A 24,301-nucleotide genomic window follows, 5' to 3' on the forward strand; every position below is an offset into this window, starting at 1 on the left:
CTCGGCGCGGGCGCTTCTGGTACGAGCGGAAGTCACCCCGGCGTTCGCTCCAGTCCTGCGGGCGGACCCCCGTACGTCCCCTCCGGCCTGCGTGTGTTCCGTCTGCGGCCCGGTGGCACTGTCCGTAGACACTCGCAAGGAGTCCAGCCATCCCGTGATCGTCTGTGGTGACCATCATCGGTACGGTCGGTCAGCCGCCTGCGTGGCCGGTCGGAGGGGATGTCCCGTGCCCCGCCCGCAGGACCGGAGCGGACGCCGGGGTGACTTTTCCGCGTACCAGATGCGCCCGCGCCGAGGACGGGGTACGGGGTGTCCCCTCCGACCCGCACGACGAAGCGACCGCGCACCGGCCCGGTGGCCGCCCCCGGCTCAGCGCACCAGTGGCGGGTCGTCCGGGTCGGGGATCTGGGTGGACCAGCCGCCGGGGACGCTGTGGACCTGCCGGTCGCGGAAGCGGACGGGGGCGGTGCCCACGCGGCGGGTGAACAGGCGGCTGAAGTACGCGGGGTCGTCGTAGCCGACCCGGCGGGCGACCGCGGCGACCGGGAGTTCGGTGCCGACCAGGAGTTCCTTGGCCCGGCCGAGGCGGATGCCGAGCAGGTAGTCCTTGGGGCTGCAGCCGGCGCCGCGGCGTACGGCGGTGCGCAGTTCGGCGGGGGTCATGCCGTGCCGGGCGGCGTGCTCGGCGACCGAGAGGGGGAGGAAGGCGTCCCGGGCCAGGGCCGCCAGGACGGGGTCGCCGTCGGCGTCGGTGTCGGCGCGGGCGCGGCGCAGGGCGACCAGGAGTTCGTGGACGGCGGCGGAGGTCTCCACCTCCAGGAGGGGGTTGCCGCGGCGGGCCGCGCGGGCGATGCGGCCGACCGCGGTCCGGGCCGGGCCGGTGTCGGCGAGGGGTACGACGGGCCGGTCCGGCTCGATGTAGCCGAGTTCGGTGTAGGTCGCGGCGGCGGGTCCGGTGAAGTCGACGAAGCTCTCGTCCCAGCCGGTGTCGGGGTCGGCCCCGTAGTGGTGGGGTACGCCGGGGACGAGCCACAGCAGGGCGGGGGCGGTGACCGTGCGGCGGCGTCCTTCGGGGTCGGCGTACCAGCCGCGGCCGGCGCTGACGACGATGGCGACGTGGTGGTCGAGGGTGCGCGGGCCGACCGTGGGCAGTGTGCCGTACTGGAGGCCGACGCCCAGGCACACCAGGCCGAGCCGGTGGTGGACCGGGCTCGGGGTGAAGTACCGCATCCAGGTGTGGTACATGCCCGTTCCTCCCGTCGCTGTGTGTGCGAGCCGTACCGCCAGTCGTTCGAACCGTCCAATCAGGGCCGATCTTTGTCCATGGACCGTCACACCGCCAGAGGGCGAGGGTGGCCGATGACGCAGGGCGACGACACAGGGGCGGGTGACGTGGCGGAATTTGCCGTGGGTGAGCGGGACTTCACGCTGGACGGGCGGCCGGTGCGGCTGCTGTCGGGGGCGCTGCACTACTTCCGGGTGCACGAGGGGCAGTGGGGCCACCGGCTGGCGATGCTGAGGGCGATGGGCCTGAACTGCGTGGAGACGTATGTGCCGTGGAATCTGCACGAGCCGCGGCCCGGTGAGTTCAAGGACGTCGGGGCGCTGGGCCGGTTCCTGGACGCGGCGCGGGCGGCGGGGCTGTGGGCGATCGTCCGCCCGGGGCCGTACATCTGCGCGGAGTGGGAGAACGGCGGGCTGCCGCACTGGCTGACCGGGCCGCTGGGCCGGCGGGTGCGGACCTGTGACGCGGCGTTTCTGCGGGCCGTGGACGCGTGGTTCGCCCGGCTGCTGCCGCAGGTCGTGGCGCGGCAGTGCACGGCGGCGGGGCCGGGCGGTCCGGGCGGCGGGCCGGTGATCATGGTGCAGGCGGAGAACGAGTACGGCTCGTACGGGAGCGACGCCCGCTATCTGGCGCACATCGTGGCGCGGCTGCGGGGGCTCGGCGTGCGGGTGCCGCTGTTCACCTCGGACGGGCCGGAGGACCACATGCTCAGCGGTGGGTCGGTGCCGGGGGTGCCGGCGACCGTCAACTTCGGTTCGGGGGCCCGGGAGGCGTTCGCGGCGCTGCGGCGCCATCGGGCGGGCGGGCCGCTGATGTGCATGGAGTTCTGGTGCGGGTGGTTCGCGCACTGGGGGCGGGCGGATGCCGCGCGCGAGGCGCGGGACGCGGCTGAGGCGCTGCGGGAGATCCTGGAGTGCGGGGCCTCGGTGAACATCTACATGGCGCACGGCGGCACCAGCTTCGGCGGGTGGGCGGGCGCCAACCGCGCGGGTGAGCTGCACGACGGGGAGCTGCGGGCGACCGTGACGTCGTACGACTACGGGGCGCCGGTCGATGAGCGCGGGCGTCCGACGGAGAAGTTCTGGCGCTTTCGTGAGGTGCTCGCGCAGTGGGCGGACGGCCCGCTGCCCGAGGTGCCGGGGGCGCTGCCGGGGCTCGCGGCCGCGGCGCGGGGGGTGGTTGAGGAGTGGGCGCCGGCCGGGGAGGTGATGGCGGCGCTGGGCGGTGCGGAGACCGAGGGGGGTGTCCCGGCGACCTTCGAGGAGCTGGGCGTGGACCGGGGGGTGGTCCGTTACCGGGTGGCGGTGCCGGGGCCGCGCGGCCGGTATCCGCTGCGGGTGAGCGGGCTGCGGGACCGGGCGGTGGTGTATGTCGACGGGGAGCTGCGGGGTGTGCTGGACGCCGAGGACGCGGTGATCGGGGAGGTGGCGGGGCCGGCGTCGGTGGAGCTGTGGGTGACGTCGCTGGGGCGGGTCAACTACGGGCCGCGGCTGGGTGAGTCCAAGGGGATCGCGGGCGGGGTGCTGCACGAGCGGCAGTATCTGCACGGCGTGCGGTCGCGGGGGCTGCGGCTGGATGCGCTGGAGGAGGCCGGGGCGCTGGCGAAGGTGCCGTTCCGGGGTGTGGCGGGGTCCGGCGGGGCGCCCGGGCTGTACCGGGGGACGGTGACGGTGGCCGGGCCGGCCGGGGACGCGGAGCTCGCGCTGCCGGGGTGGAGCCACGGGGTCGCCTGGATCAACGGGTTCTGTCTGGGCCGCTACCGGTCCGTCGGGCCGCAGCGCACCCTGTACGTGCCGGGGCCGGTGCTGCGGGAGGGCGGCAATGCGCTGCTGCTGTGGGAGTGGGAGGGCGCCCCGGCCCTGGTGGGGGAAGGGGCGGGGGCGCCCGGTCTGTTTCCCTGCGCGGCGCAGGGCTGAGGGAGGGCCGTGGGGGCGCACCGACCGCCCCCACGGCCCGGCTTGCTACACCTCGCGTGCCTCGAAGGTGTCCAGGACGAACTCCGCCGTCCCGTCGTCGCCGGTCTTGCGCAGTCCGACCCAGGCGTCGCCGCGGGCGGGGGCGGTGAACTCGTAGGTGTGGGTGGTGGGCCGGGTGGCGGCGGGCAGGGGGTGGCGGGTCAGTTCGCGGGGTGCGGGCTCGTCGACGGCGGTGATCCAGGCGTACTGGCCGGCGGTCTCGTTCGCGTAGCGGAAGGTGATCCGGTAGCGGCGGCCGGGGGTGAAGCGGACGGTGTGCGGGACGGTCCGGTAGACCAGGCCGGTGTTCTCGCCGCGGGACTTGAGCGCTTGGCCGCCGTCGATGACGTCGTCGATCGCCTTGCCGTTCCAGCCGCGCTGGGTGAACGGGGCGTGCCGCTGGGCGATATGGGTGCGGGGGTCGGTGATCTTGCCGACGTCGCCCTTGACGAAGACGCCCCAGCCCTGGGGGACGTGCTCGAAGTCCTCGTAGGCCAGGGTGCCTTTCTTGGTGGTGGGTTCGGCGCGGACGACGCGTACGTTGTCGAAGCGGATCCGGGCGCGGCCGGCCGCCGCGGTGAGGGAGAGGGTGGTCGGGCCGCCGCCCTCGGGGACGGTGAAGCGGGTGAAGAGGCGCTGGAAGCGGGTGCCGGACTTGCGGTCGGCGGCCACGTAGTTGCCGGCGGTGGAGGTGTCGGTCCAGTTGAGGGCGGTGACGCCGTCGGCGGTGCGGATCTCCAGGGCGGCCCGCCGGCGCTCGCCGGCCTTGGCGCCGACCTCGATCTGTACGGAGGCGGCGTAGCTGCCGGGGGCGAGCCGGGTGAGTCGCTGGCTGACGGCGGCGGCGCCGCCCGCGCCGATGACCAGTTCGTAGTCGCCGGTGGCGCTGGGTTCGACGGAGGCCGGGCCGGTGGTCTGCCAGGCGTCGAGGGTTGCGGAGTGGAAGCCGGGGTCGGCCAGCGCGGTGCCCTCGCCCCAGTCGGGGCCGCTCTGGGCGGGGGCCCGGTCGCGATAGAGGACGTAGGCGACGCCGGGCCGCGCGGTGAGGGTGATCCGGCCGCCGCTGACGGGGATCCGGGTCTCCTGGGTGCGGCCCTGGTCGGTGAGCCGGTAGGCGTACACGGCGGCGGCGGACGACCAGCCGCGGGGCAGGGTCCAACTGGTCGTGCCGCCGCGGGGGTTGTAGTGGTAGAGCTTGCCGGGGTCGGTGGCGTGGCGGGGTTCCCAGGGCAGCAGGTAGGTGCCGTCGTCGTAGACGGTCCGGCCGTCGGTGGTGATCCTGCGGGTGCCCTGGGTGTCGTCGACCGATGTGCGGGTGGGTCCCTCGAAGGTGATCTCGTGCGCGCCCCAGGTCTTGATGGGGTACGCCTGGAGGTACTTGGCGGGCAGTGCGTCGGTCCAGATGATCGTGTGGAAGGCGTGCCAGTCGGTTTTGCCGACCCAGCCCTCGAAGTTGCCCATCCGGGGGTTGCCCAGCAGCGTGGGCCACTTGTCGGCGAAGACGTCCTTGTGGTGGTTGCGGACGAAGCGGATCAGCTGGGAGTTGATGCCGCGGGAGGTGTCGGGGCCGTAGTCGGTCTCGGTGGCCCAGTGCGACCAGAGGGCGGAGCGTTCCAGGCCGTGGCCCCATTCGGTGGTGATCTGCCAGCCCTGGTCGCGCAGATGGCGCTGGAGGCGGTCGGAGTTCCAGCCGGACTCGCGGAACACGTCGATGTAGAGGGTGGTCAGGGCCGGGTCGGTCTCCTTGCGCAGTTGCGCGAAGCGCCGGGCGATGTCGCCGGAGACCAGATCGCGGCGGGCGTCGATGCGGTAGGACTGGTCGAGCCAGTCCCACTGCTTGTCGTCCTTGTCGACCAGGGTCTCGGAGAAGGCGTGCGCGACGGGGTAGGACTCGGTGGCGTTGACGTGGACCGCGAAGTCGCTGTTCCACTTCTTGCCGGCGCGGACCAGGGCGTTGAGGTCGGCGAGGCCGCCGGCCCGCTGGTTGTAGTTGCCGCCGTAGTCGGGGTGTGCGGAGTCGTGGCCCTCGGACTGGTAGCCCTTGAGGAGGGTGAGCTGCCGCAGTCCGTCGGTGGCCAGCGCGATCCGCTTGACGTTGTCGAGGGTGGCCAGGAACGGGTTGGTGGCCTGGCTGGCGAAGTTGAACGGGATGTGCGGGACCACCCGCAGGTGCTGTGCGTCGGCGCCCAGCGGCACGACCATGATGTCGCGCAGGGCGATCGCGGCGTCCTGCCAGTCGGTGCGGCCGTCGCCGTTGCGGTCGCGGGTGACGATGACGGTGGCGTAGGGCAGCGGGTCGGTGGCGTCGACTGGCTGCCCGGCCGCGCGGTACGTCCACTGGCCGCAGCCCAGCCGCGCCCCGGTGAAGCCGTCGCGCTTGACGATCTGCCGCCACAGCCGGCCGTTCTCCCAGGTGGTGGCGCCGGTGGGGGTGTCGTGGACGGTGTTGGTCTCGATGGCGGCGGCCAGTTCGTCGGTGGCGACGACGGCGTAGGCGCATCCGGTGGGCGAGGCGTCGGCGGGGGTGTCGGCGGACGGCCGCACCAGGGTGTCGCCGCTCTTGGCCTTGTCCAGTTCGATGCGGGCGGCCAACAGGGCGGCGCCGGGCTGGTCGCTGCGGACGCTCAGCAGGGCGAGGCCGGGGATCTCCAGGGTGCCGACGCGCAGCGCGGGGGTGTCGGTGATGCCGGTGACGCGCCAGGTGGTCTGCCATCCCCGGACGGCGATCTCGACGGTGAGGGTGGTGCCGCCGTCGAAGGCGAGGGTGTAGGTGGCGCGGTCGGTGCGGGCCCGGTGGGTGACGCGGGGGGTGCGGGCGGTGCCGTCGATGAGGACCTGGGTGACCGCGGTGTCCTGGCCGTGCAGGACGGCGCCGGTGCCGCGGTCGGTGTAGGAGACGATGCGCGGGAAGGCGGTGTCGAGGCGGACGTCCAGCGCGTCGGAGCGCAGGACCGGCCCGTCGGCGCGCGGTGCGGCAGCGGCGGGGGGTGCGCCGAGCGGGAGCCGGCCGGCGACCGGGGCGAGGGCGGTGGCGGCGACGACGTTTCTGCGGCTGGGCCCGCGCCGGGCACCTGTCTGTTCGTTCACGCGCGCTGTCCTCCCCTTCGGGCCTGCACTGGCTGTCGGCGCACAGCGTGCTGCCGGGGCGGGGGGTGCGCCTATGGACAAAGGAGGGGGAGGTGTTGGACAGAAGTCGCCGCGGGGGTCAGGCGGGCTGGTCGCCGTCCAGGGGCGGTACGGCGACCAGCTCCCAGCCGCCCTCCGCGCCGGTAGCGGAGTGCAGCCCGATCCGCACCGCGGTGGCGTCCGCCGCGTGCTTGCGGACGTTGGTCAGCGCCTCGCGCACGATGCGGTAGACGGCCGCGGCCAGGTCGGCCGGCAGCGCGTCGGCCAGGCGGGCCGAGGAAGGCGGCGGTGCGGCCGGGGGCGCGGTGGACCACGGCGGTCAGCAGGACCAGCAGCGCGATGCCCTCCCCCAGGCCCCATACCTGCAGGGCGTGCTGCCCGGCGATCAGCACCGCCGAGGCGGTCAGCGAGACGCCGGCGGCGGCCTCGGCGCGTACGGTCAGCGGGATCCGGGTCCTGGTCGTCCGCGATGACCACGCTGATCGGCATCGCTAGCGGGGGAACGTCCGCGAGGGAGCGTCGTCGGTCGGATCCGGCTCGATGGGGCCGTGGTGGCCGCCCAGCAGGACGTAGGCGAGGGCGGCGGCGCTGGCGGCGAGGAGGAGGGCGGCGACGACCGTTGCGCGGTGGCCGCGGTCGCGCGCCGGGGGGCGGGTGCGGGGCTCGGTGGTCATGCCGTTCACGCTAGGGAGGGGCCGAGGGGGCCGCCCAGAGGCCCTACGGTCATCGCTGACGGCACAAGGACCCTTCGGAAGGGTGAGTTCGGCCCCCGGCCGGGAGGGACCGAGGTCCCGTGGGCGGGGGACCAAAGTCCCGGCACGGCGACGGGCCCGGGGAGCCGCTGCGCCCCGGGCCCGTGCCGTGCGTGGGTGGTGCGGTCAGCCGCCGAGCTCGCCCGCGGCCTTCTTGATGTCCGCGGCGAAGGTGCTCACCTCGCTGTAGACACCGGGCTTGCCGGGCCGTGCGCAGCCCTCGCCCCAGGAGACGATGCCGACCTGGAGCCACTCGCCGGCGTCGTCCTTGCGGAACATCGGGCCGCCGGAGTCACCCTGGCAGGTGTCGATGCCGCCGGTGTCCAGCTTGCCGGCGCAGATCTCGTCGCCGGGCGTGAGCTGGTCGCCGTAGGCCTTCTGGCAGGCGGCGTCGTCGACGAACGGGACGGTCGCCTTGAGGAGGTAGCGCTGCTGGTCGCCGCCTTCCTTGTCGGCGCCCCAGCCGGCGATCTCGAAGTCGCCGCTGTTGAGCTTGTCGTTCTCGGCGATCTTCAGCGTCGGCAGGTCTATCGGCTTGGCGAGCTTGATCAGCGCCCAGTCCTTGCCCTTGCCGTTGTAGCCGGGGGCCTGGAGGACCTTGGTGGAGTTCACCTTGACGGCGCTGGAGTCCTCCAGGTCGACCACACCCGCGGTGGCGGTGATGGAGGTGTTGTCCCCGCTGCCGTCGACGCAGTGCGCCGCGGTGAGCACGATGTCCTTGGCGTAGAGCGCGCCGCCACAGCCCATCGACAGCCGGACCATGAACGGGTATTCGCCCTGTTCGGCCTTGGTGCCGCCGACGACCTTGGTGTGGACGGAACCTGACGGGTCGGGAGCGGGGGCGGCGGAGGCCGAGCCGGGCTGCAGGCTGAAGGCGGCCAGGGCGACCGCGCCGACGGCGGTGGTTCTCGTGAGGAGCTTCCGGTAGCTGAGCAACGGGCTTCCTTTCGTGGGGGGTTTCGTCGCTGACGAGCCCATGCCAACACCGGAGCCGGACGTGACCGTCGAAGGATGTGCGTGGAAGACGACGGCACGCCGTAAGGCGTCCGGACCCAGTGGGGGATGAGTCCGTAAAGCGCCCTTGGATTATGTGGAGTGGGCGATCAGAGTGACAAGGGTGCGCATCCAGCCAACTCCCTTACTACCCACGCCCCGTACAGCCCATACCGGACGAACCAGGACACCCGTACAGTAGGCCGGGTGACCACGGGCGGCAGCGGCATCGAGCACGGATTTCCCCATCTCGACATGGTGCGTTCGGCCGTCCATGCGCTCTTCACACGCCTGTCGTACGACACCGTCAGCACCTTCGCCACCAGCGTGCTTCCGGCCGACGTGGCCTTCGACGACACCGAGGACCTGTATCTGGGGGCGCAGCGGGTCGCCCACGCCCTGGTCCGGCACCTGCGGCTGCCGGACGCGCGGATCGTGGTCGGCTTCCGGGAGATGGAGTACGCCGCGCATATCGAACTGACCGCGGGACCGGAGTACTTCATCGAGCTCAACGACCGCTTCAAGAAGCACCGCAAGGACATCGGCGCCGCGCTGGCCCATGAGGTGATGCACGTCTATCTGCACCGCCTGGACCTGTCGTTCCCCGGCACCCGCGACAACGAGATCCTCACCGACACCGCGACGGCGTACCTCGGCACGGGCTGGCTGCTGCTGGACGCCTACCGCGAGCACGGCCCGTTCTCGCAGAAGCTCGGCTATCTGACGCCCGAGGAGTTCGGCTATGTCCTCGCCAAACGGGCGGAGTTCTTCGGTGAGGACCCGGCGCCGTGGTTCACCAGCCCGCAGGCGTACCAGGCGTATGCGGCGGGCGCGGCCCGGGCCCGGCAGGACGCGCGCCGGCCGCCGCTCGCCGCCGCCGGCTGGGCCGCCCGGCTCCGCTACGCCAAGGACCGCCGGGCGGCGCAGGATCCGCGGCGGACCGGCCGCCCGCCGGCCCCGGGCGACGGCTACGCCTTCGAGGGGCCGCCGCTGCGGGTGTCGTTCCGCTGCCCCGCCTGCCACCAGCGGATCCGGGTCCCGGTCCGCGGGCGGCTCCAGGCGCGCTGCGGACTGTGCAAGACGCTGCTGGACTGCGATACGTGACCGAGCGCCGGGCGGTGGCCGAAGGGCGGACGGTCAGCACCGGGGCAGCCGCCGGTCGAAGAACCGCCGTACGTGGTGCCGCACCACGGGCACCGATACGGCCGGATCGAGCGCGCCGACCAGCATGACCCGGTCTGTTCGCGGCATCAGCCCGGCGGCCTGCAACTGGGGCGCCATGGCGGCGTAGTCGGTGAACACCGCGTGTGCGGCGTGGTCGATCCGCCGGCGGCGGGCGAGTCCTCGCGAGCGGGCGAGCAGGGCCGACCAGGAGCGTGCCATCTCCTTGCGGCCGGGGAAGCCGTCGGTGCACAGGAGGAGCAGCGGCCGGTCGGCTCCGCAGCGGGCGACCGGAAACAACTCCCCTTCGCGGCCCGGGCCCGGCGTCGTGGGCGGGTGGTCCAGGTAGCCCTCCATGTTGACCGCCGCGCCGATGCGGCGGTCCTCGTGCATCGCCTCGGCCGCGGCGGTGCCACCGGCCGAGTGGCCGTAGACCCCCACCCGCCGCAGGTCCAGCGCACGTCCGAGGTCCTTCGGCAGCGGGCGGCCCGCCGCGTCGGGGTTGCCCCCGCCGGCCAGGACCGTCAACTGGTCCAGGACGAACCGGAGGTCCGCGATCCGGGTGCTGATGGCGGTGCGGAAGATCTCCGGGGACGTCCGCGGGTCGCCCCGGAGGACGGTCGGCCGGACCCGCCCCCGTCCCGTCATCGCGGTGGGGAAGGCGACCTCGCTCGCGTCGCCGGGGTGGTCGACGGTCACCACCACATAGCCGTGGCTGGCCAGTTCCTCGGCGAGCCCGGTGCCCAGGGTGCGTGGATCGGCGCCGCCCGGACTGTAGAGCAGCACCGGGCGCCGTACCGGCTGCGCGGGCGCGCCCGTATGCGCATGCGTCCGGGTGGCCGCCCAGTTCACACCGGACGCGGGAAGGTGGTGGACGGTGGCGTCGATCGTCGCGAACAGCGCCGCGGCGTCCGCGGTCATCTGCGGGGCCACCGGGTATCCGTGGACGGTGCGGGCCGGGTAGAACACCGTGGCCATCACCTCCCGCACGGGGATCGCGGGTTTCCACGGGTCGCGCCGGGCACGGTCGGCCAGGTACAGCGTGGTGTGGCCGATGCGGTGCGGGCCGGTGGGCGCCGGCAGCCGCAGGGCCGGGCCGGGCGCGGGCGCCGGCGCCCCGGGCCCGGCCGGTGCGCGGCCGGAGCCGCCGGTGAGCAGCAGCGCGGCGGCCAGCGCGGCCGAGGCGGTGACGGTCCGCCGGCCGGGCGCGCCGGCGCCATGAGTGAATGAGGAGGACATGCCCGCATGCTGGCGTCCGGCCGCGCCGCCGGGCGAACGTTGAGGGCGGACTCTAAAGGATGGCGCCGCACCGCGAGGGAGAGCAGTGATACGGATCCGCTTCACGGCCGCGGACTTCGCCCGCGTCCGGTTCGCTCCCCGGCCGGCCCCGCTGCTGGAGCTGAACACGGCCCTGATGCGGATGTGCCGCCCCGACGACGCCGTGCTCTTCGGCCGCTGGCGGCAACGGCTGCTGCGGTCGCTGCCGGCCGCCGCCGCACCCCTGGGCGACCTGGTCCCCGCGGACCAGGCCCCCGCGTTCCTCGATGTGTTCAGCGACAGCCTGGCGGAGGGCCTGGACGCGGTACGGGCCGCCCGCCCGGAACTGGTCCGCTCCGAGATCGAGCGGGTCTACGCCCGGCACCCGGCCCCGCCTCCGCCGTGGCTCCGCGGTCTGCACCGGGGCGACGCCGAGGCCTGGCGCCTGCTGCGCCGCGCACAGCACGCGGCGTTCGACACGGCGCTGCGCCCCGTGTGGCCCGTGGTGCAGGACCTGCACCGGACGGAGTTCGGCCGCCATGCGCTGACCGTGGCCGAGCACGGCATCGGTGCCGCGCTCGACCGGCTCGTCCCGGGCGGCCGACTGCACGGTGACGTCTGGGAGTTCACGGCCGCCCGGGAGGCGCACTTCGCGCTGGACGGCCGCGGCCTGGTGCTCCGGCCCACCTTCCACTGGACCGGCCGCCCGCTCATCGCCGACCTGCCCGGCCGCCCCCTGTACCTGACCTACCCCGCCGGGCCGGGCCTGCCGCTCACTGCGGACGGGGCGGGCGGCGGCGCCGACGGCGCGCTCGCCGAGGTGCTCGGACGCACCCGCCTGCGCATCCTGCTCCTGCTCGCGACGGAGCACACCACCAGCCGGCTCGCCCGCCGGCTGGGCGTCAGCAACGCCACCGTCTCCGCCCACACCGCCGCGCTGCGCGGCGCGGGCCTGATCACCACGGTCCGGGCGGGCCGTGCCGTACTGCACCGGCGCACCGCCCTGGGCACCCTGCTGGTCCGGGAACACCGCGGCGACGGGCCCCGGAACACCGGGGAGCCGCGGCCCTGAGACCTGTCCGACGGGCCAGGACCGGAGAGGCCCTAGACCCACCCCTCCAGCCCCGCCAGGAAGCCCTCGAAGTCGTCGCGGTGGATGGTGTGGCCGGCGCCGCGCACGGTGCGGACCTCGAAGCCGCGGTCGGTGAGCGCGGCGGCCGTCCCCTCGGGGAAGAAGAAGCCCTCGCCCGCGATCTGGACCAGCGAGGGGACGACCGGCTTCTCGGGTGTCCAGTCCTGGAGACGCTGGTCGGACAGCGCCAGGGCGGTCCGGCTGTCCCAGTCCGCGAGCGTGGCGAGTTCGATGTGCACATCGGCGTCGTTCCAGCCCGGGTTGAAGGTCCGTACCCGCGCGGCGTCGGCGGTCTTGAAGGTGACGAACACACCGGGGTCGACATGGCCGAGCCCGGCGAGCGACCAGGCCGGATCGCTGTAGACCGCGCGCCGCGGCTGCAGCCGCTCCACGGCCAGGGAGAGGGCCAGGCCGCCCAGGGAGTGTCCGATGACGACCTCGGGGGCGGCCGGCAGGGTCTCGACGAGGTCGTCGGCGAAGAGTTCGGGGGTGTAGGCGCCGCGCGGGCTGCGGCCGTGGCCGCGCAGGTCGACGGCGAGGACGCGGTAGCCCCGCGCGGCGAGCGCCGGACCGACCCGGTGCCAGGTGCGGTGGTCGGACATCATCCCGTGGACCAGCACCGCGGTCCGTTCGCCGGTGCCCCATTCGTGGGTGTGCAGCTGCATGCCCGTGCCTCTCTCCCGCAGGTCCGTTCTCCGGCGCCCGGCGCTCTTGGACCCGGTTCCCCGGACCGGGGCCGCACCGGCCAGAGATTACACGTGTCAGTACGCGCGGGGGCCGTTCCGCGGCTCCGACCCGCCGGGCAGAACCGCTGTGCGAGGATGCCCAGCAGCATGACTGACCCAGCCGGCCCGCGGGCCACTCCGACGCCCCCAGCACCCCCGACCAGCACGGCCGTTGCCCGGCGCGCCGGGGTTTCGCGGGCGACCGTCTCGTACGTCCTGAACGGGCAGGCCGACGGGCGGGTCGGCGAGCGCACCCAGGCGAAGGTCCGGGCGGCCGCCGAGGAGCTGGGGTACGTACCGCACGCCGCGGCCCGGAGCCTGCGGGCCGGCCGGGGCAGCATCGTGCTGCTGGCCGCGCCCGCCGGCACGGTGCCGGCCTTCGGCAGCCTGTTCACCCGCTTTCTGGCGGGTTTCCAGAGCGCGCTGCACGGCCTCGGCTACACCTGCGTGCTGCACGGCGCACCCGCCGCCTCCCCGGTGGCGGCCGCCCGCGCCTGGGCCGAACTACGGCCGGCCGCCGTGCTGACCCTGCACGGCCCGCCGCTGGACGCGGCCGCCGTGGCGCTGCTGCACCGCTCCGGCACCGCCGCGGTCCTCACCCACGGCCCGTCGGCACCCCCCGGCGCGCACACCCTGCTGCTCGACCAGCGGGAGGCCGGCCTGCGGGCGGGTGAGCACCTGCTGGCCGGCGGGCGGCGCCGGATCGGTGTGGTCCGGCCCGCCGAACCGGAGCTCGCGGCCTTCGCGGGGCCCCGCCTGGCAGGTGTACGGGACGCGGCGGCCGCCCACCCGGGCGCCGAGGTGCGGCCGCTGGACCTCGCGCTCTGCGAGGAGTCCGCGGCGCGGCTGGCCGCCGACTGGCCGCGGTGGGGCCTGGATTCGGTGTTCGCGTACAACGACGAGTACGCGATGCTGCTGATGCGGGCCCTCCAGGACGCCGGACACACGATCGGCGCCGGATCGCCCGACCGGATCGCGGTGGTGGGCGCGGACGATCTGCTGCTGGCCCGGCTGCTGCGCCCGCGTCTGACGAGCGTCCGCGCCGAGATCACCGCGCCGGAGCGGATCGCGGAACTGGTCGCCGCACTCATCCGCGCTCCCGGCACCGCCCCCGCGACCCACCGGCTGGGCACCTTCCGCATCGAGGCCCGCGACTCCGGCTGAGGCGCCCGCGCCCGCAGTCGGGGCCGCCGCGCCCCGGCCCTCACAGCCAGTCCTTCTCCGGTGCCGCCGCCCTCAGCACCTCCCGGGCGCCGCCGCGGATCGGCCCGCCGTGCGCCACGCACACCGTGTCGACGTCGTCGAGGGCGGCGAGCCGCCGGAAGGACGCGATGGCCGTCTCCCGTGCGACGTTGAACGGCCCGAGGACCGCGCGGCCGCCGTCGGGGTCCGTACCGATGACGTCACCGGGGAACAGCAGCCGGCTCCCGGGCAGGTGCAGCGCTATCCCGCCGGGCGTGTGGCCGGGGACGTGGAGCACGCGCACCGGCTCCGGCCAGCCGTCGAGGGTGTCGCCGTCGTGCAGTGCGACATCGACCTCGACCGGGCGGGGCGCCGGTGCCCCGGAGGCCGCGAGGTGCGCCATGACCCCTTCGTGCAGCGGCTGTTCGGCGGCGGTGAGGACGGCTGCGGGTTCGGGGGCGGCGCCGCGGATGTACGGGGCGTCCAGCGCGCCGGCCAGTACGCGGGCGCCGGTGGCGGCGACGAGGTCGGCGGCGGATCCCATGTGGTCCATGTGGCAGTGGGTGAGCACGATCTGGCGCAGCTGCCGCGGCCGGCCGCCGAGCCGGGCCAGCGCGTCGAGGATGGCCGGGGCCGAGCCGGGGATGCCGGTGTCGACCAGCGCGTATCCGTCGTCGGGGAGCGCGACGGCGTACACGTGCCCGACGGGGAAGGGGAGTTGCCAGACGGTGGGGGTGATCCGGGTGGGGGTGTCCATGGCGCGGACGCTACGGGGAGGGCGGGCCGCCGTGGCCGGTTTGCGCCGTGGGCGGATTGAGCGCACCGCGAAACGCGGCCGGATTGGGCCGGAACCCGTCTTGCCTGTGGCACGTCACAGTGCCGACCCAAGGAGGCATGTCATGCGAGGATCCCACCTCTCCCGCACCCGTTCGCTCGCCGCCGCGCTCGCGCTGGCGGCGTCCGGCGCCGTCGCCCTGTCCGGCTGCGGCCAGAAACAGCAGACCGTGGGCAGCGCGCCCGCGCCGAAGAAGTTGGACGCGTTCGAGCGCCGGGCGGAGCAGATAGTGCGGGACTGGCCGAAGGTCTCGCCGGTGCCGGGGCGCAAGGAGGCGCTGCTGCCGCTGGTCGGCGCGGAGCGGCCCAAGGACACCGGCGTACGGGAGATCACGGTGACCGTCGGGCACAGTGCCTGCGATGCCCGCTTCGGCGCGCGCAGCCATGAGTCCAAGGGCCTGGTGGTGGTGACCGGCTGGGGCAAGAAGAAGAGCGCCAAGGGGATGTGCACCGAGATGCTGGCCACGGACAAGGTGAAGATCAAGCTCAAGGGCGCGCTGGCGGACCGCAAGGTCGTGGACGCGGCCACCGGCAAGCAGCTGTTCAAGGACTGACCGCCGCCGGCCGGGCGCGGGGGCCGCGACCTGCGGCCTCCCGGCCCGCCCGGTGGCGGCGGGGCCGGCGCCCGGCGCGGGCGGCGGTGCGTCAACGTGTCGTACGGGTACCGCCGTTGATGTGGAGCACCTGGCCGGTCAGGTGCCGGGCCGCCGGTGAGGCCAGGAAGGCGACCGTCCCCGCGATGTCGGCCGGGGAGCCCGCGCGGCCCACGGCCGAGGCGGCCACCAGGCTCTCGCGGCGCTCGCCGGTGAGCTTGTCGCGGAAGAATTCGGTGTCGGCGACATAGCCGGGCGCGACGACGTTCGCGGTGATGTCGCGGGGGCCGAGTGTCCGCGACAGCTCGACGTTCCAGGAGGCGAGGCCGGCCTTGGCCGCCCCGTAGGAGCCGGCGCCCTGGTCGGCGGCGATCGAACCGATGTGGACGACGGCGCCGCCGGGCGCCAGCCGGTCCTCCACCGCCCTGGTGGTCAGCGCGGCGCTGAGCAGGTTCGCGTCGAGGTTGGCGCGGAAGCCGCGGGCGTACGCCGCGAGGTCGGCGGCGCCGTCGGAGTCCAGGTCGGTGTTGCCGCCGGCGTTGTTGACCAGGACGTCGATCCGGGCGGGGAGTTGGGCGAGCAGCGCGGTGAGCGCGTCGGGGTCGGTGTGGTCGCAGACCTGGGGGCGGATGCCCGGGTGGCCGGCGGCCGCTTCCTGGAGGGGGCCGGGGCGGCGGCCGGTGACGATGACCTCGTCCCCCTGGGCCGCGAAGTGGCGGGCGACGGCGCACCCGATGCCGGTTCCGCCGCCGGTGACCAGGATGGTGCGTGACATACGCTGAGCTCCGTCCAATGTTCAGCCCTAAATCCAACCTGGACCCAGGGCACGTTCAGATCTAAATTTAGACCTGAACATAACATCACCGGGAGGGCCAGTGGCAAGAGATTCCGAGGCGCGGGACGACGACGGACGCCCCGTGACGCACGCCTCCCCCTACCCCGTCGAGGAGATCGCCGCCGCCTGGGAGCGCGAACGCCCCGGCACTCCGGTGTCCTCCATCGGGATCGTGACGCCCATCTGGCAGCTGGCCAAGCTGCTGGGCGACGACCGGCGGCGGGTACTGGCCGCCGCCGGGGTGGACCCGGCCACCCTCGACCTGCTCAGCGTGCTGCGCCGCAGCGGTGAGCCGTACACCCTGACGACCCGTGAGCTCAGCCGGCGCTCGATGATCACCGCGGGGGCGATCTCCCAGCGGGTGGCGCGCGCCGAGCGCGAGGGGCTGGTGACCCGGCAGCCGGGCGCGGGCCGGACACGCACCGTCCTGGTCGAACTGACCCCGGCCGGCCATGAGCTGGTCGAGGCCACCGTCGACCAGGTGCTCTGCCGCGAGGCCGAGTTGATCGGCGGCCTGACGCCCGAGCAGCAGACGCAGCTCGCCGCGCTGCTGCGGATCCTGCTCCAGGACACCCAGCACAGGCTCGGCGACGACCGCATCCGCCACGTCGGCGAGGACTGAGCGCCCCTCCCGGGCGCCCGTACGGCGGTCAGGTGCGCGGGGACGTGAGCGCGAGGGACGGGAAGAGCGCACCGTCGGGCAGGCCGAGCAGCTCCCGGAAGGCCGTACGGCCGGCCTCGGTGACGCTGAGGATGCGGGTGGTGGGCGACTTGACGATCCACGCGCGGTCCACGGCGTGGCGGTAGAGGGCGGCACCGACCGCGCCGGAGAGGTGCTGGCGGCGCACCGTCCAGTCGAAGCAGGTGCGGACATGGGCGCGGTGGGCGGCCGAGGGGCCGGTGTCGGGGATGCCGAGGGCGGTCAGCCACGCGGCGCCGTCGGCGGTCAGCACCAGACCGTAGTCCCGGGCGAGCAGGCCGCGTTCGGTCATCGCTTCGGCGACGGCGACGCCGAGGGCGCCGGCGATGTGGTCGTAGCACGTACGGGCGTGGTGCAGGGCCCTGCGCTGGTTGGCCTCGGCCAGGGAGCGGATCGGGACATGGCGGTAGGGGGCCAGGCCGGCGAGGTTCTCCAGGATCTCGGCGGCGTCCGGCCCGGCGAGGCGTACATAGCGCCGCCGGCCCTGGCGCTCCTCGGCGAGCAGGCCGCCGGAGACCAGGAGGTTGAGGTGTTCGGTGGCCGTGGAGGGCGCCACCGCGGCGTATTCGGCGAGTTCACCGGCGGTCCAGGTGCCGCCGTCGAGCAGGGCCATGCAGATGGCGGCGCGGGTGCGGTCCGCGAGCAGCGCCGCGAGAGCGGCGAGATCGGGAGTCTCCGCGAGGCTTTCCTGATCGGCGTCCCATCGGTTCATGTACACAGAGTAACCTCTGATAACATTTCGGTGAGCACCGAATCATCCGGCTTCTATCCTCAACGGCATGAAAGGCGCGCTGGAGAAGAGCAGTTCGGTCACCCCGGCGCTGCTGTCCACGGAGAATGACGACGGAACATTCGTGCTGGTCGAGCTGCGGATCCGGTGGGAGCTCGGCCCGGTCGTGAGCCTTTGGCTGCCGACCCGCGGGCGTACCGCGAGGAACCTCGCGGTACGCCCGGACGTGGTGTTCAATCTGCCGCCGGACGCGACGGGGACCGAGGAAGGGACGGGCGCCATGGCGCCGTCGACGGACGCACCCTGGACGGAGCCGTCCGAACTGGTACGGCCACCCCGACTGGTGCACTGTCCGGTCCAGTTGGAGGCCCGCCGGGTCGGTGAGCGCACGGTGACCGACGGGGCCTGGACACAGATCGAGGCGCAGGTGCTGCGGGTGCATGCCGACCCGCGGTGGGTCCTGCCGCTGAGCGACCGGCGGATCGACCTGGGGGCGTGGCATCCACCGGTGCACGACTTCCGGCCGACCGCCGCTCCCCCGGCCCAGACCGTACCGGCACCCGCCCGGGAGCTGGCCCGGCAGTTGGGGCGGCGCTTCCCTACGGAGCGGAGCGGCTCGTCGGGCGGCTCGTACTCGTAGAGCGGCCCGTACTCGTAGAGCGGCCCGTAGGGGGCGGGCGAACAGATTCCCTAGGGGACGCGAACGCCCCCTGCGGGGCCACAACGGGGGCGGGGCAGGGGGTATTCCCGGAAGGACGGCGGGGCAGGGGGAATCCCGGAAGGACGGCGGGGCAGGGAAATTTCCCGGAAAGACCCGCGGCGCCTGCCCTCCGGTCGGGGGGAGGGGACAGGCGCCGCGGTCGGGAGCCGGGGGCTTCCCCGGATCCCATGCCTCCGTACGACGTTGTACGGGACATTCAGGGACGGTCGCTCACACGGTCAGTGCGCGGTCCGTCGGCTTGATGGGAGCGGGCAGGGCGCTGGCTCCGGTCAGGAAGCGGTCCACGCCGCGGGCGGCGGAGCGGCCCTCGGCGATGGCCCAGACGATGAGGGACTGGCCGCGGCCCGCGTCACCGGCGACGAACACGCCGGGGACGTTGGTGGCGAAGTCACCGTCACGGGCGACGTTGCCGCGCTCGTCGAGCTCCAGGCCGAACTGCTCGACCAGGCCGTTCTCCTGGTCGGTGCCGGTGAAGCCCATCGCGAGGGTGACCAGCTGGGCGGGGATACGACGCTCCGTGCCCGGCTTCTGCTCCAGCTTGCCGTCCTTGAACTCCACCTCGGCCAGGTGCAGCCACTGGACGTTGCCGTCCTCGTCGCCCTCGAAGTGGGTCGTGGAGACGGAGTAGACCCGCTCGCCGCCCTCCTCGTGTGCGGAGGTGACCTTGTAGAGCATGGGGAAGGTCGGCCAGGGCTGGTTGGCGTTCCGCTCCTCGCCCGGCCTGGGCATGATCTCCAGCTGGGTGACGGAGGCCGCGCCCTGGCGGTGGGCGGTGCCGACGCAGTCCGCGCCGGTGTCGCCGCCGCCGATGACCACGACGTGCTTGCCCTCGGCGGTGATCGGGGCGACCGTCAGATCGCCCTCCTGCACCTTGTTGGCGAGCGGCAGGTACTCCATCGCGAAGTGGATGCCCTTGAGGTCACGGCCGGGCACCGGCAGATCGCGGGAGGTGGTGGCGCCGGCGGCGAGGACGACGGCGTCGTAGCGCTTGCGCAGCTTCTTGGCGTCGATGTCGCGGCCGATCTCCACCTCCGTACGGAACTTGGTGCCCTCCGCGCGCATCTGCTCGATACGGCGGTTGATGTGGCGCTTCTCCATCTTGAACTCGGGGATGCCGTAGCGGAGGAGCCCGCCGATACGGTCCGCGCGCTCGTAGACGGCGACGGTGTGGCCGGCCCGGGTCAGCTGCTGGGCGGCGGCCAGGCCGGCGGGTCCTGAGCCGATGACGGCGACGGTCTTGCCGGAGAGGCGCTCGGGCGGCTGCGGGGTGACGTCGCCGTTGTCCCACGCCTTGTCGATGATGGAGACCTCGACGTTCTTGATGGTCACCGGCGGCTGGTTGATGCCCAGCACACAGGCGGCCTCACAAGGAGCGGGGCACAGGCGACCGGTGAACTCCGGGAAGTTGTTGGTCGCGTGCAGCCGCTCGCTGGCCTCGGTCCAGTCCTCGCGGTAGGCGTAGTCGTTCCACTCGGGGATGAGGTTGCCGAGCGGACAGCCGTTGTGGCAGAAGGGGATGCCGCAGTCCATGCAGCGCGACGCCTGCTTGCTGATGATCGGCAGCAGGGAGCCGGGCTGGTAGACCTCGTTCCAGTCCTTGACGCGCTCCTCGACGGGGCGGGTCTTGGCGATCTCGCGCTCGTGGGTCAGGAAGCCCTTGGGGTCAGCCATTGGTCGCCGCCTCCATCATCTTCTCGTGGGTCTCGGACTCGGAGAGTCCGGCTCGCTCGGCGGCGTCCTTGGCGGCGAGCACTGCCTGGTAGGTGGCCGGGACGACCTTGCTGAAGCGGGCGGCGGCCGCGTCCCAGTCGGCGAGGAGCTTGGCGGCGACGGTGGAGCCGGTCTCCTCCTGGTGGCGGCGCACGACGTCGTGCAGCCACTGCTTGTCGGTGTCGTCCAGCGCGTGGACCGCCTCGACGAGCTCCTTGTTGACGTTGTCCTTGTCCAGGTCGATGACGTACGCGAAACCGCCGGACATACCGGCCGCGAAGTTGCGGCCCGTCTCACCGAGCACGACCGCGTTGCCGCCGGTCATGTACTCGCAGCCGTGGTCGCCGACGCCCTCGGAGACCACCGTCGCACCGGAGTTGCGGACGCAGAAGCGCTCGCCGACCCGCCCGCGCAGGAACAGCTCGCCGCCGGTGGCGCCGTAGGCGAGGGTGTTGCCCGCGATGGTGGAGTACTCCGCCAGGTGGTCGGCGCCGCGGTCGGGGCGGACGACGATCCGGCCGCCCGACAGGCCCTTGCCGACGTAGTCGTTGGCGTCGCCCTCCAGGCGCAGCGTGACACCGCGCGGCAGGAACGCGCCGAAGGACTGGCCGGCCGAGCCGGTGAAGGTGATGTCGATGGTGTCGTCGGGCAGGCCCGCGCCACCGAACTTCTTGGTCACCTCGTGGCCGAGCATGGTGCCGACCGTGCGGTTGATGTTCCGCACGGCGACCTGGGCGCGTACGGGCTGCGCGGCCTCGGCGGTGTCGGCGGCGAGCGCGTCGGCGGCGAGCTTGATCAGCTCGTTGTCGAGCGCCTTCTCCAGACCGTGGTCCTGGAGGGTGATCTGGTGGCGGACCGCGCCTTCGGGCAGCTCGGGGACGTGCAGCAGCGGGGCCAGGTCCAGGCCCTGTGCCTTCCAGTGGTCCACGGCCTTGGTGGTGTCCAGCAGCTCGGCGTGGCCGACGGCCTCTTCGAGGGTCCTGAAGCCCAGCTCGGCGAGGAGCTCGCGGACCTCCTCGGCGATGAACTCGAAGAAGTTGACGACGTAGTCGGCCTTGCCGCTGAACCGCTCGCGCAGCGTCGGGTTCTGGGTGGCGATGCCGACCGGGCAGGTGTCCAGGTGGCAGACGCGCATCATGACGCAGCCGGAGACGACCAGCGGGGCGGTCGCGAAGCCGTACTCCTCGGCGCCCAGCAGGGCGGCGATGATGACGTCGCGGCCGGTCTTGAGCTGGCCGTCGGTCTGCACCACGATCCGGTCGCGCAGGCCGTTGAGCAGCAGGGTCTGCTGGGTCTCGGCGAGGCCGAGCTCCCAGGGGCCGCCCGCGTGCTTGAGCGAGGTGAGCGGGGAGGCGCCGGTGCCGCCGTCGTGGCCGGAGATGAGGACCACGTCCGCGTGCGCCTTGGACACACCGGCCGCGACCGTGCCGACGCCGACCTCCGACACCAGCTTCACGTGGATACGTGCCGCCGGGTTGGCGTTCTTGAGGTCGTGGATCAGCTGAGCCAGGTCCTCGATGGAGTAGATGTCGTGGTGCGGGGGCGGGGAGATCAGGCCGACGCCCGGGGTGGAGTGCCGGGTCTTGGCGACCCAGGGGTAGACCTTGTGGCCGGGCAGCTGGCCGCCCTCGCCGGGCTTGGCGCCCTGCGCCATCTTGATCTGGATGTCGTCGGAGTTGACCAGGTACTCGCTGGTGACACCGAAGCGGCCGGAGGCGACCTGCTTGATGGACGAGCGGCGCGCCGGGTCGTAGAGGCGCTCGGGGTCCTCGCCGCCCTCACCGGTGTTGGACTTGCCGCCCAGCCGGTTCATGGCGATGGCGAGGGTCTCGTGCGCCTCCTGGGAGATGGAGCCGTACGACATGGCGCCCGTGGAGAAGCGCTTGACGATCTCGGAGACCGGCTCGACCTCGTCGAGGGGGATCGGCTGCCGGTCCGACTTGAAGCCGAACAGGCCGCGCAGCGTCATCAGGCGCTCGGACTGCTCGTTCACCCGGTCGGTGTACTTCTTGAAGATGTCGTAGCGGCGCGAGCGGGTGGAGTGCTGGAGCCGGAAGACGGTGTCCGGGTCGAAGAGGTGCGGCTCGCCCTCGCGGCGCCACTGGTACTCGCCACCGATGTCCAGCGCGCGGTGGGTGGCGGCGATGCCGGAGACCGGGTAGGCCTTGGTGTGCCGGGCCGCGACCTCCTTGGCGATGATGTCCAGGCCGGCGCCGCCGATCTTGGTGGCGGTGCCGTGGAAGTACTTCGCGACGAATTCCTCGTCCAGGCCGACGGCCTCGAAGACCTGCGCGCCCCGGTAGGAGGCGACGGTGGAGATGCCCATCTTGGACATGACCTTCAGGACGCCCTTGCCGAGCGCCTTGATGAGGTTCCTGATGGCCGCCTCGGGCTCGATGCCCGGCAGGAACGTGCCGGCGCGGACCAGGTCCTCGACGGACTCCATCGCCAGGTAGGGGTTGACCGCGGCCGCGCCGTAGCCGATCAGCAGGGCGACGTGGTGCACCTCGCGGACGTCGCCGGCCTCGACGAGCAGACCGACCTGGGTGCGGGTCTTGGTGGCGATGAGGTGGTGGTGGACCGCGGAGGTCAGCAGCAGCGACGGGATCGGTGCGTGCTCGGCGTCGGAGTGGCGGTCGGAGAGGACGATCAGCCGGGCGCCGTCCTCGATGGCGGCGTCGGCCTCGGCGCAGATCTCCTCGATCCGGGCGGCCAGCGACTCGCCGCCGCCGGAGACCCGGTAGAGGCCGGAGAGCGTCACGGCCTTCATGCCGGGCATGTCGCCGTCGGCGTTGATGTGGACGAGCTTGGCCAGCTCGTCGTTGTCGATGACCGGGAAGGGCAGGGTCACGCTGCGGCAGGAGGCCGCGGTGGGCTCCAGGAGGTTGCCCTGCGGGCCGAGCGAGGAGATCAGCGAGGTGACCAGTTCCTCGCGGATGGCGTCCAGCGGCGGGTTGGTGACCTGTGCGAAGAGCTGGGTGAAGTAGTCGAAGAGCAGCCGGGGGCGCTCGGAGAGCGCGGCGATCGGCGAGTCGGTGCCCATCGAGCCGATCGGCTCGGCGCCGGCCTTGGCCATCGGGGCGAGGATGACCCGCAGCTCCTCCTCGGTGTAGCCGAAGGTCTGCTGGCGGCGGGTGACCGAGGCGTGGGTGTGCACGATGTGCTCGCGCTCGGGCAGGTCGGCGAGCTCGATCAGGCCGGAGTCCAGCCAGTCCTGGTAGGGGTGCTCGGCGGCGAGCTGCGCCTTGATCTCGTCGTCCTCGATGATGCGGTGCTCGGCGGTGTCGACGAGGAACATCCGGCCGGGCTGGAGGCGGCCCTTGCGGACGACCTTGGACGGGTCGATGTCCAGGACGCCGACCTCGGAGGAGAGCACGACCAGGCCGTCGTCGGTGACCCAGTAGCGGCCGGGGCGCAGACCGTTGCGGTCGAGGACCGCGCCGACCTGGGTGCCGTCGGTGAAGGTGACGCAGGCCGGGCCGTCCCAGGGCTCCATCATCGTGGAGTGGTACTGGTAGAAGGCGCGCCGGGCCGGGTCCATGGAGGTGGAGTTCTCCCAGGCCTCCGGGACCATCATCAGCACCGAGTGCGGCAGCGAGCGGCCGCCGAGGTGGAGCAGCTCCAGGACCTCGTCGAAGGAGGCGGAGTCGGAGGCGTCCGGGGTGCAGACCGGGAAGAGCCGGTCCAGCTGCTCGGCGTTGTCCGCGCCGAAGAGCTTCGACGCCAGCTGCGACTCGCGGGCGCGCATCCAGTTGCGGTTGCCCTTGACCGTGTTGATCTCGCCGTTGTGCGCGACGAAGCGGTACGGGTGGGCCAGCGGCCAGCTCGGGAAGGTGTTGGTGGAGAACCGCGAGTGGACCAGCGCGATGGCGGTGGCGAAGCGGCGGTCGGACAGGTCCGGGAAGAAGGGCTCCAGCTGGCCGGTGGTCAGCATGCCCTTGTAGACGATGGTCCGGGCGGACAGCGAGGGGAAGTAGACGCCCGCCTCGCGCTCGGCGCGCTTGCGCAGCGCGAAGGCCTTGCGGTCCAGGGCCAGGCCGGTGTTCTCGCCGTCGCCGACGAAGAGCTGGGAGAAGGCCGGCATGGTGGCGCGGGCGCCGTTGCCGAGCAGCTGCGGGGCGACGGGGACGACGCGCCAGCCGATGACGTCCAGGCCTTCCTCGACGGCGATCGTCTCGATGCGTGAGACGGCTGCGGCCGCTTCCTGGGCATCGGAGGGGAGGAAGGCGATGCCGACGGCGTAGGCGCCGGCCTCGGGGAGCTCGAAGGTGACGTTCTCGCGCAGGAAGGCGTCCGGCACCTGGAGCAGGATGCCGGCGCCGTCACCCGAGTCGGGCTCCGAGCCGGTGGCACCGCGGTGCTCCAGATTCGTCAGGACGGTGAGGGCCTGTTCGACCAGCGCGTGGCTGGCCTCGCCGGTGAGGGTGGCCACAAAGCCGACGCCGCAGGCGTCGTGCTCGTTGCGCGGGTCGTACATCCCCTGCTGGGCGGGGCGCCCGTCCATGGGCGACCAGGCGGCGCTGGTGGCGCTGCCGGTGGTCGCGGAGTGCGTGGACGCGGAACGCATCGGCTCTCCCAACGTCGTCGTGGCATAGGCATTGCCGAGGGAC

At 73.2% G+C, this 24,301-nt stretch carries 19 protein-coding genes; 7 read left to right on the plus strand and 12 right to left on the minus strand.

The features are described from left to right. Nucleotides 1-369: 369 nt before the first annotated feature. Nucleotides 370-1,245: a helix-turn-helix domain-containing protein gene (locus ACWD6P_RS25415; RefSeq protein WP_451446477.1), complete on the minus strand. Its 876-nt coding sequence runs from the start codon at nucleotides 1,243-1,245 to the stop codon at nucleotides 370-372. 147 nt (nucleotides 1,246-1,392) lie between these two features. On the opposite strand from ACWD6P_RS25415, the gene ACWD6P_RS25420 reads away from it, so the two are divergent. Beyond that, nucleotides 1,393-3,201: a beta-galactosidase gene (locus ACWD6P_RS25420; RefSeq protein WP_451446478.1), complete on the plus strand. Its 1,809-nt coding sequence runs from the start codon at nucleotides 1,393-1,395 to the stop codon at nucleotides 3,199-3,201. A 45-nt stretch (nucleotides 3,202-3,246) separates the two neighbouring features. Here the strand turns inward: ACWD6P_RS25420 and ACWD6P_RS25425 are convergent, their stop codons facing one another. The 4 genes from ACWD6P_RS25425 to ACWD6P_RS25440 form a co-directional block, all read right to left on the minus strand. Then, entirely contained in the window at nucleotides 3,247-6,327 is a 3,081-nt protein-coding gene (locus ACWD6P_RS25425; protein ID WP_451446479.1) for an endo-alpha-N-acetylgalactosaminidase family protein, read from the minus strand. 118 nt (nucleotides 6,328-6,445) lie between these two features. Next, entirely contained in the window at nucleotides 6,446-6,586 is a 141-nt protein-coding gene (locus ACWD6P_RS25430) for a hypothetical protein (protein WP_451446480.1), read from the minus strand. 271 nt (nucleotides 6,587-6,857) lie between these two features. Then, nucleotides 6,858-7,040, minus strand: coding sequence for a hypothetical protein (locus ACWD6P_RS25435; RefSeq protein WP_451446481.1), 183 nt, complete (start codon nucleotides 7,038-7,040; stop codon nucleotides 6,858-6,860). A gap of 204 nt (nucleotides 7,041-7,244) precedes the next feature. Beyond that, nucleotides 7,245-8,054 carry a S1 family peptidase gene (locus ACWD6P_RS25440; RefSeq protein ID WP_451446482.1) on the minus strand — a complete coding sequence of 270 codons (810 nt, stop codon included), beginning with the start codon at nucleotides 8,052-8,054 and terminating at the stop codon, nucleotides 7,245-7,247. Between the two features lie 312 nt (nucleotides 8,055-8,366). On the opposite strand from ACWD6P_RS25440, the gene ACWD6P_RS25445 reads away from it, so the two are divergent. Then, on the plus strand, nucleotides 8,367-9,215 hold the full coding sequence (locus ACWD6P_RS25445) for a hypothetical protein (RefSeq protein ID WP_451446525.1): 849 nt from the start codon (nucleotides 8,367-8,369) through the stop codon (nucleotides 9,213-9,215). A 33-nt stretch (nucleotides 9,216-9,248) separates the two neighbouring features. On the opposite strand, the gene ACWD6P_RS25450 is transcribed toward ACWD6P_RS25445, so the two are convergent. Next, nucleotides 9,249-10,511: an alpha/beta hydrolase gene (locus tag ACWD6P_RS25450; protein WP_451446483.1), complete on the minus strand. Its 1,263-nt coding sequence runs from the start codon at nucleotides 10,509-10,511 to the stop codon at nucleotides 9,249-9,251. 85 nt (nucleotides 10,512-10,596) lie between these two features. Between ACWD6P_RS25450 and ACWD6P_RS25455 the strand changes: the two genes are divergently transcribed. Beyond that, nucleotides 10,597-11,601 carry an ArsR/SmtB family transcription factor gene (locus ACWD6P_RS25455; RefSeq protein ID WP_451446484.1) on the plus strand — a complete coding sequence of 335 codons (1,005 nt, stop codon included), beginning with the start codon at nucleotides 10,597-10,599 and terminating at the stop codon, nucleotides 11,599-11,601. Between the two features lie 32 nt (nucleotides 11,602-11,633). Here the strand turns inward: ACWD6P_RS25455 and ACWD6P_RS25460 are convergent, their stop codons facing one another. Then, nucleotides 11,634-12,326 carry an alpha/beta fold hydrolase gene (locus tag ACWD6P_RS25460; RefSeq protein ID WP_451446485.1) on the minus strand — a complete coding sequence of 231 codons (693 nt, stop codon included), beginning with the start codon at nucleotides 12,324-12,326 and terminating at the stop codon, nucleotides 11,634-11,636. 168 nt (nucleotides 12,327-12,494) lie between these two features. Here ACWD6P_RS25460 and ACWD6P_RS25465 point away from each other — a divergent pair, with 168 nt between their 5' ends. Beyond that, nucleotides 12,495-13,550: a LacI family DNA-binding transcriptional regulator gene (locus ACWD6P_RS25465; RefSeq protein ID WP_451446486.1), complete on the plus strand. Its 1,056-nt coding sequence runs from the start codon at nucleotides 12,495-12,497 to the stop codon at nucleotides 13,548-13,550. A gap of 40 nt (nucleotides 13,551-13,590) precedes the next feature. Here ACWD6P_RS25465 and ACWD6P_RS25470 read toward each other — a convergent pair whose 3' ends face one another. Beyond that, on the minus strand, nucleotides 13,591-14,325 hold the full coding sequence (locus ACWD6P_RS25470) for an MBL fold metallo-hydrolase (protein WP_451446487.1): 735 nt from the start codon (nucleotides 14,323-14,325) through the stop codon (nucleotides 13,591-13,593). Between the two features lie 142 nt (nucleotides 14,326-14,467). On the opposite strand from ACWD6P_RS25470, the gene ACWD6P_RS25475 reads away from it, so the two are divergent. Beyond that, nucleotides 14,468-14,956, plus strand: coding sequence for a hypothetical protein (locus ACWD6P_RS25475; RefSeq protein WP_451446488.1), 489 nt, complete (start codon nucleotides 14,468-14,470; stop codon nucleotides 14,954-14,956). Between the two features lie 91 nt (nucleotides 14,957-15,047). Here the strand turns inward: ACWD6P_RS25475 and ACWD6P_RS25480 are convergent, their stop codons facing one another. Further along, a complete protein-coding gene (locus ACWD6P_RS25480; RefSeq protein WP_451446489.1) occupies nucleotides 15,048-15,770 on the minus strand; it encodes an SDR family NAD(P)-dependent oxidoreductase in 723 nt (240 codons plus the stop codon). A 100-nt stretch (nucleotides 15,771-15,870) separates the two neighbouring features. On the opposite strand from ACWD6P_RS25480, the gene ACWD6P_RS25485 reads away from it, so the two are divergent. Then, entirely contained in the window at nucleotides 15,871-16,452 is a 582-nt protein-coding gene (locus ACWD6P_RS25485) for a MarR family winged helix-turn-helix transcriptional regulator (RefSeq protein WP_451446490.1), read from the plus strand. 28 nt (nucleotides 16,453-16,480) lie between these two features. On the opposite strand, the gene ACWD6P_RS25490 is transcribed toward ACWD6P_RS25485, so the two are convergent. Next, a complete protein-coding gene (locus ACWD6P_RS25490; RefSeq protein WP_451446491.1) occupies nucleotides 16,481-17,242 on the minus strand; it encodes an ArsR/SmtB family transcription factor in 762 nt (253 codons plus the stop codon). 67 nt (nucleotides 17,243-17,309) lie between these two features. On the opposite strand from ACWD6P_RS25490, the gene ACWD6P_RS25495 reads away from it, so the two are divergent. After that, nucleotides 17,310-17,900 carry a hypothetical protein gene (locus ACWD6P_RS25495; protein ID WP_451446492.1) on the plus strand — a complete coding sequence of 197 codons (591 nt, stop codon included), beginning with the start codon at nucleotides 17,310-17,312 and terminating at the stop codon, nucleotides 17,898-17,900. A gap of 291 nt (nucleotides 17,901-18,191) precedes the next feature. Here ACWD6P_RS25495 and ACWD6P_RS25500 read toward each other — a convergent pair whose 3' ends face one another. After that, on the minus strand, nucleotides 18,192-19,652 hold the full coding sequence (locus tag ACWD6P_RS25500; RefSeq protein WP_451446493.1) for a glutamate synthase subunit beta: 1,461 nt from the start codon (nucleotides 19,650-19,652) through the stop codon (nucleotides 18,192-18,194). Further along, nucleotides 19,645-24,258 (minus strand): glutamate synthase large subunit, encoded by a 4,614-nt coding sequence (gene gltB, locus ACWD6P_RS25505; protein WP_451446494.1) that lies wholly within the window; start codon nucleotides 24,256-24,258, stop codon nucleotides 19,645-19,647. The genes ACWD6P_RS25500 and gltB overlap by 8 nt, the downstream gene beginning before the upstream one ends. Nucleotides 24,259-24,301: the final 43 nt, after the last annotated feature.

It is taken from the genome of Streptomyces sp. NPDC002446, from assembly GCF_053595675.1.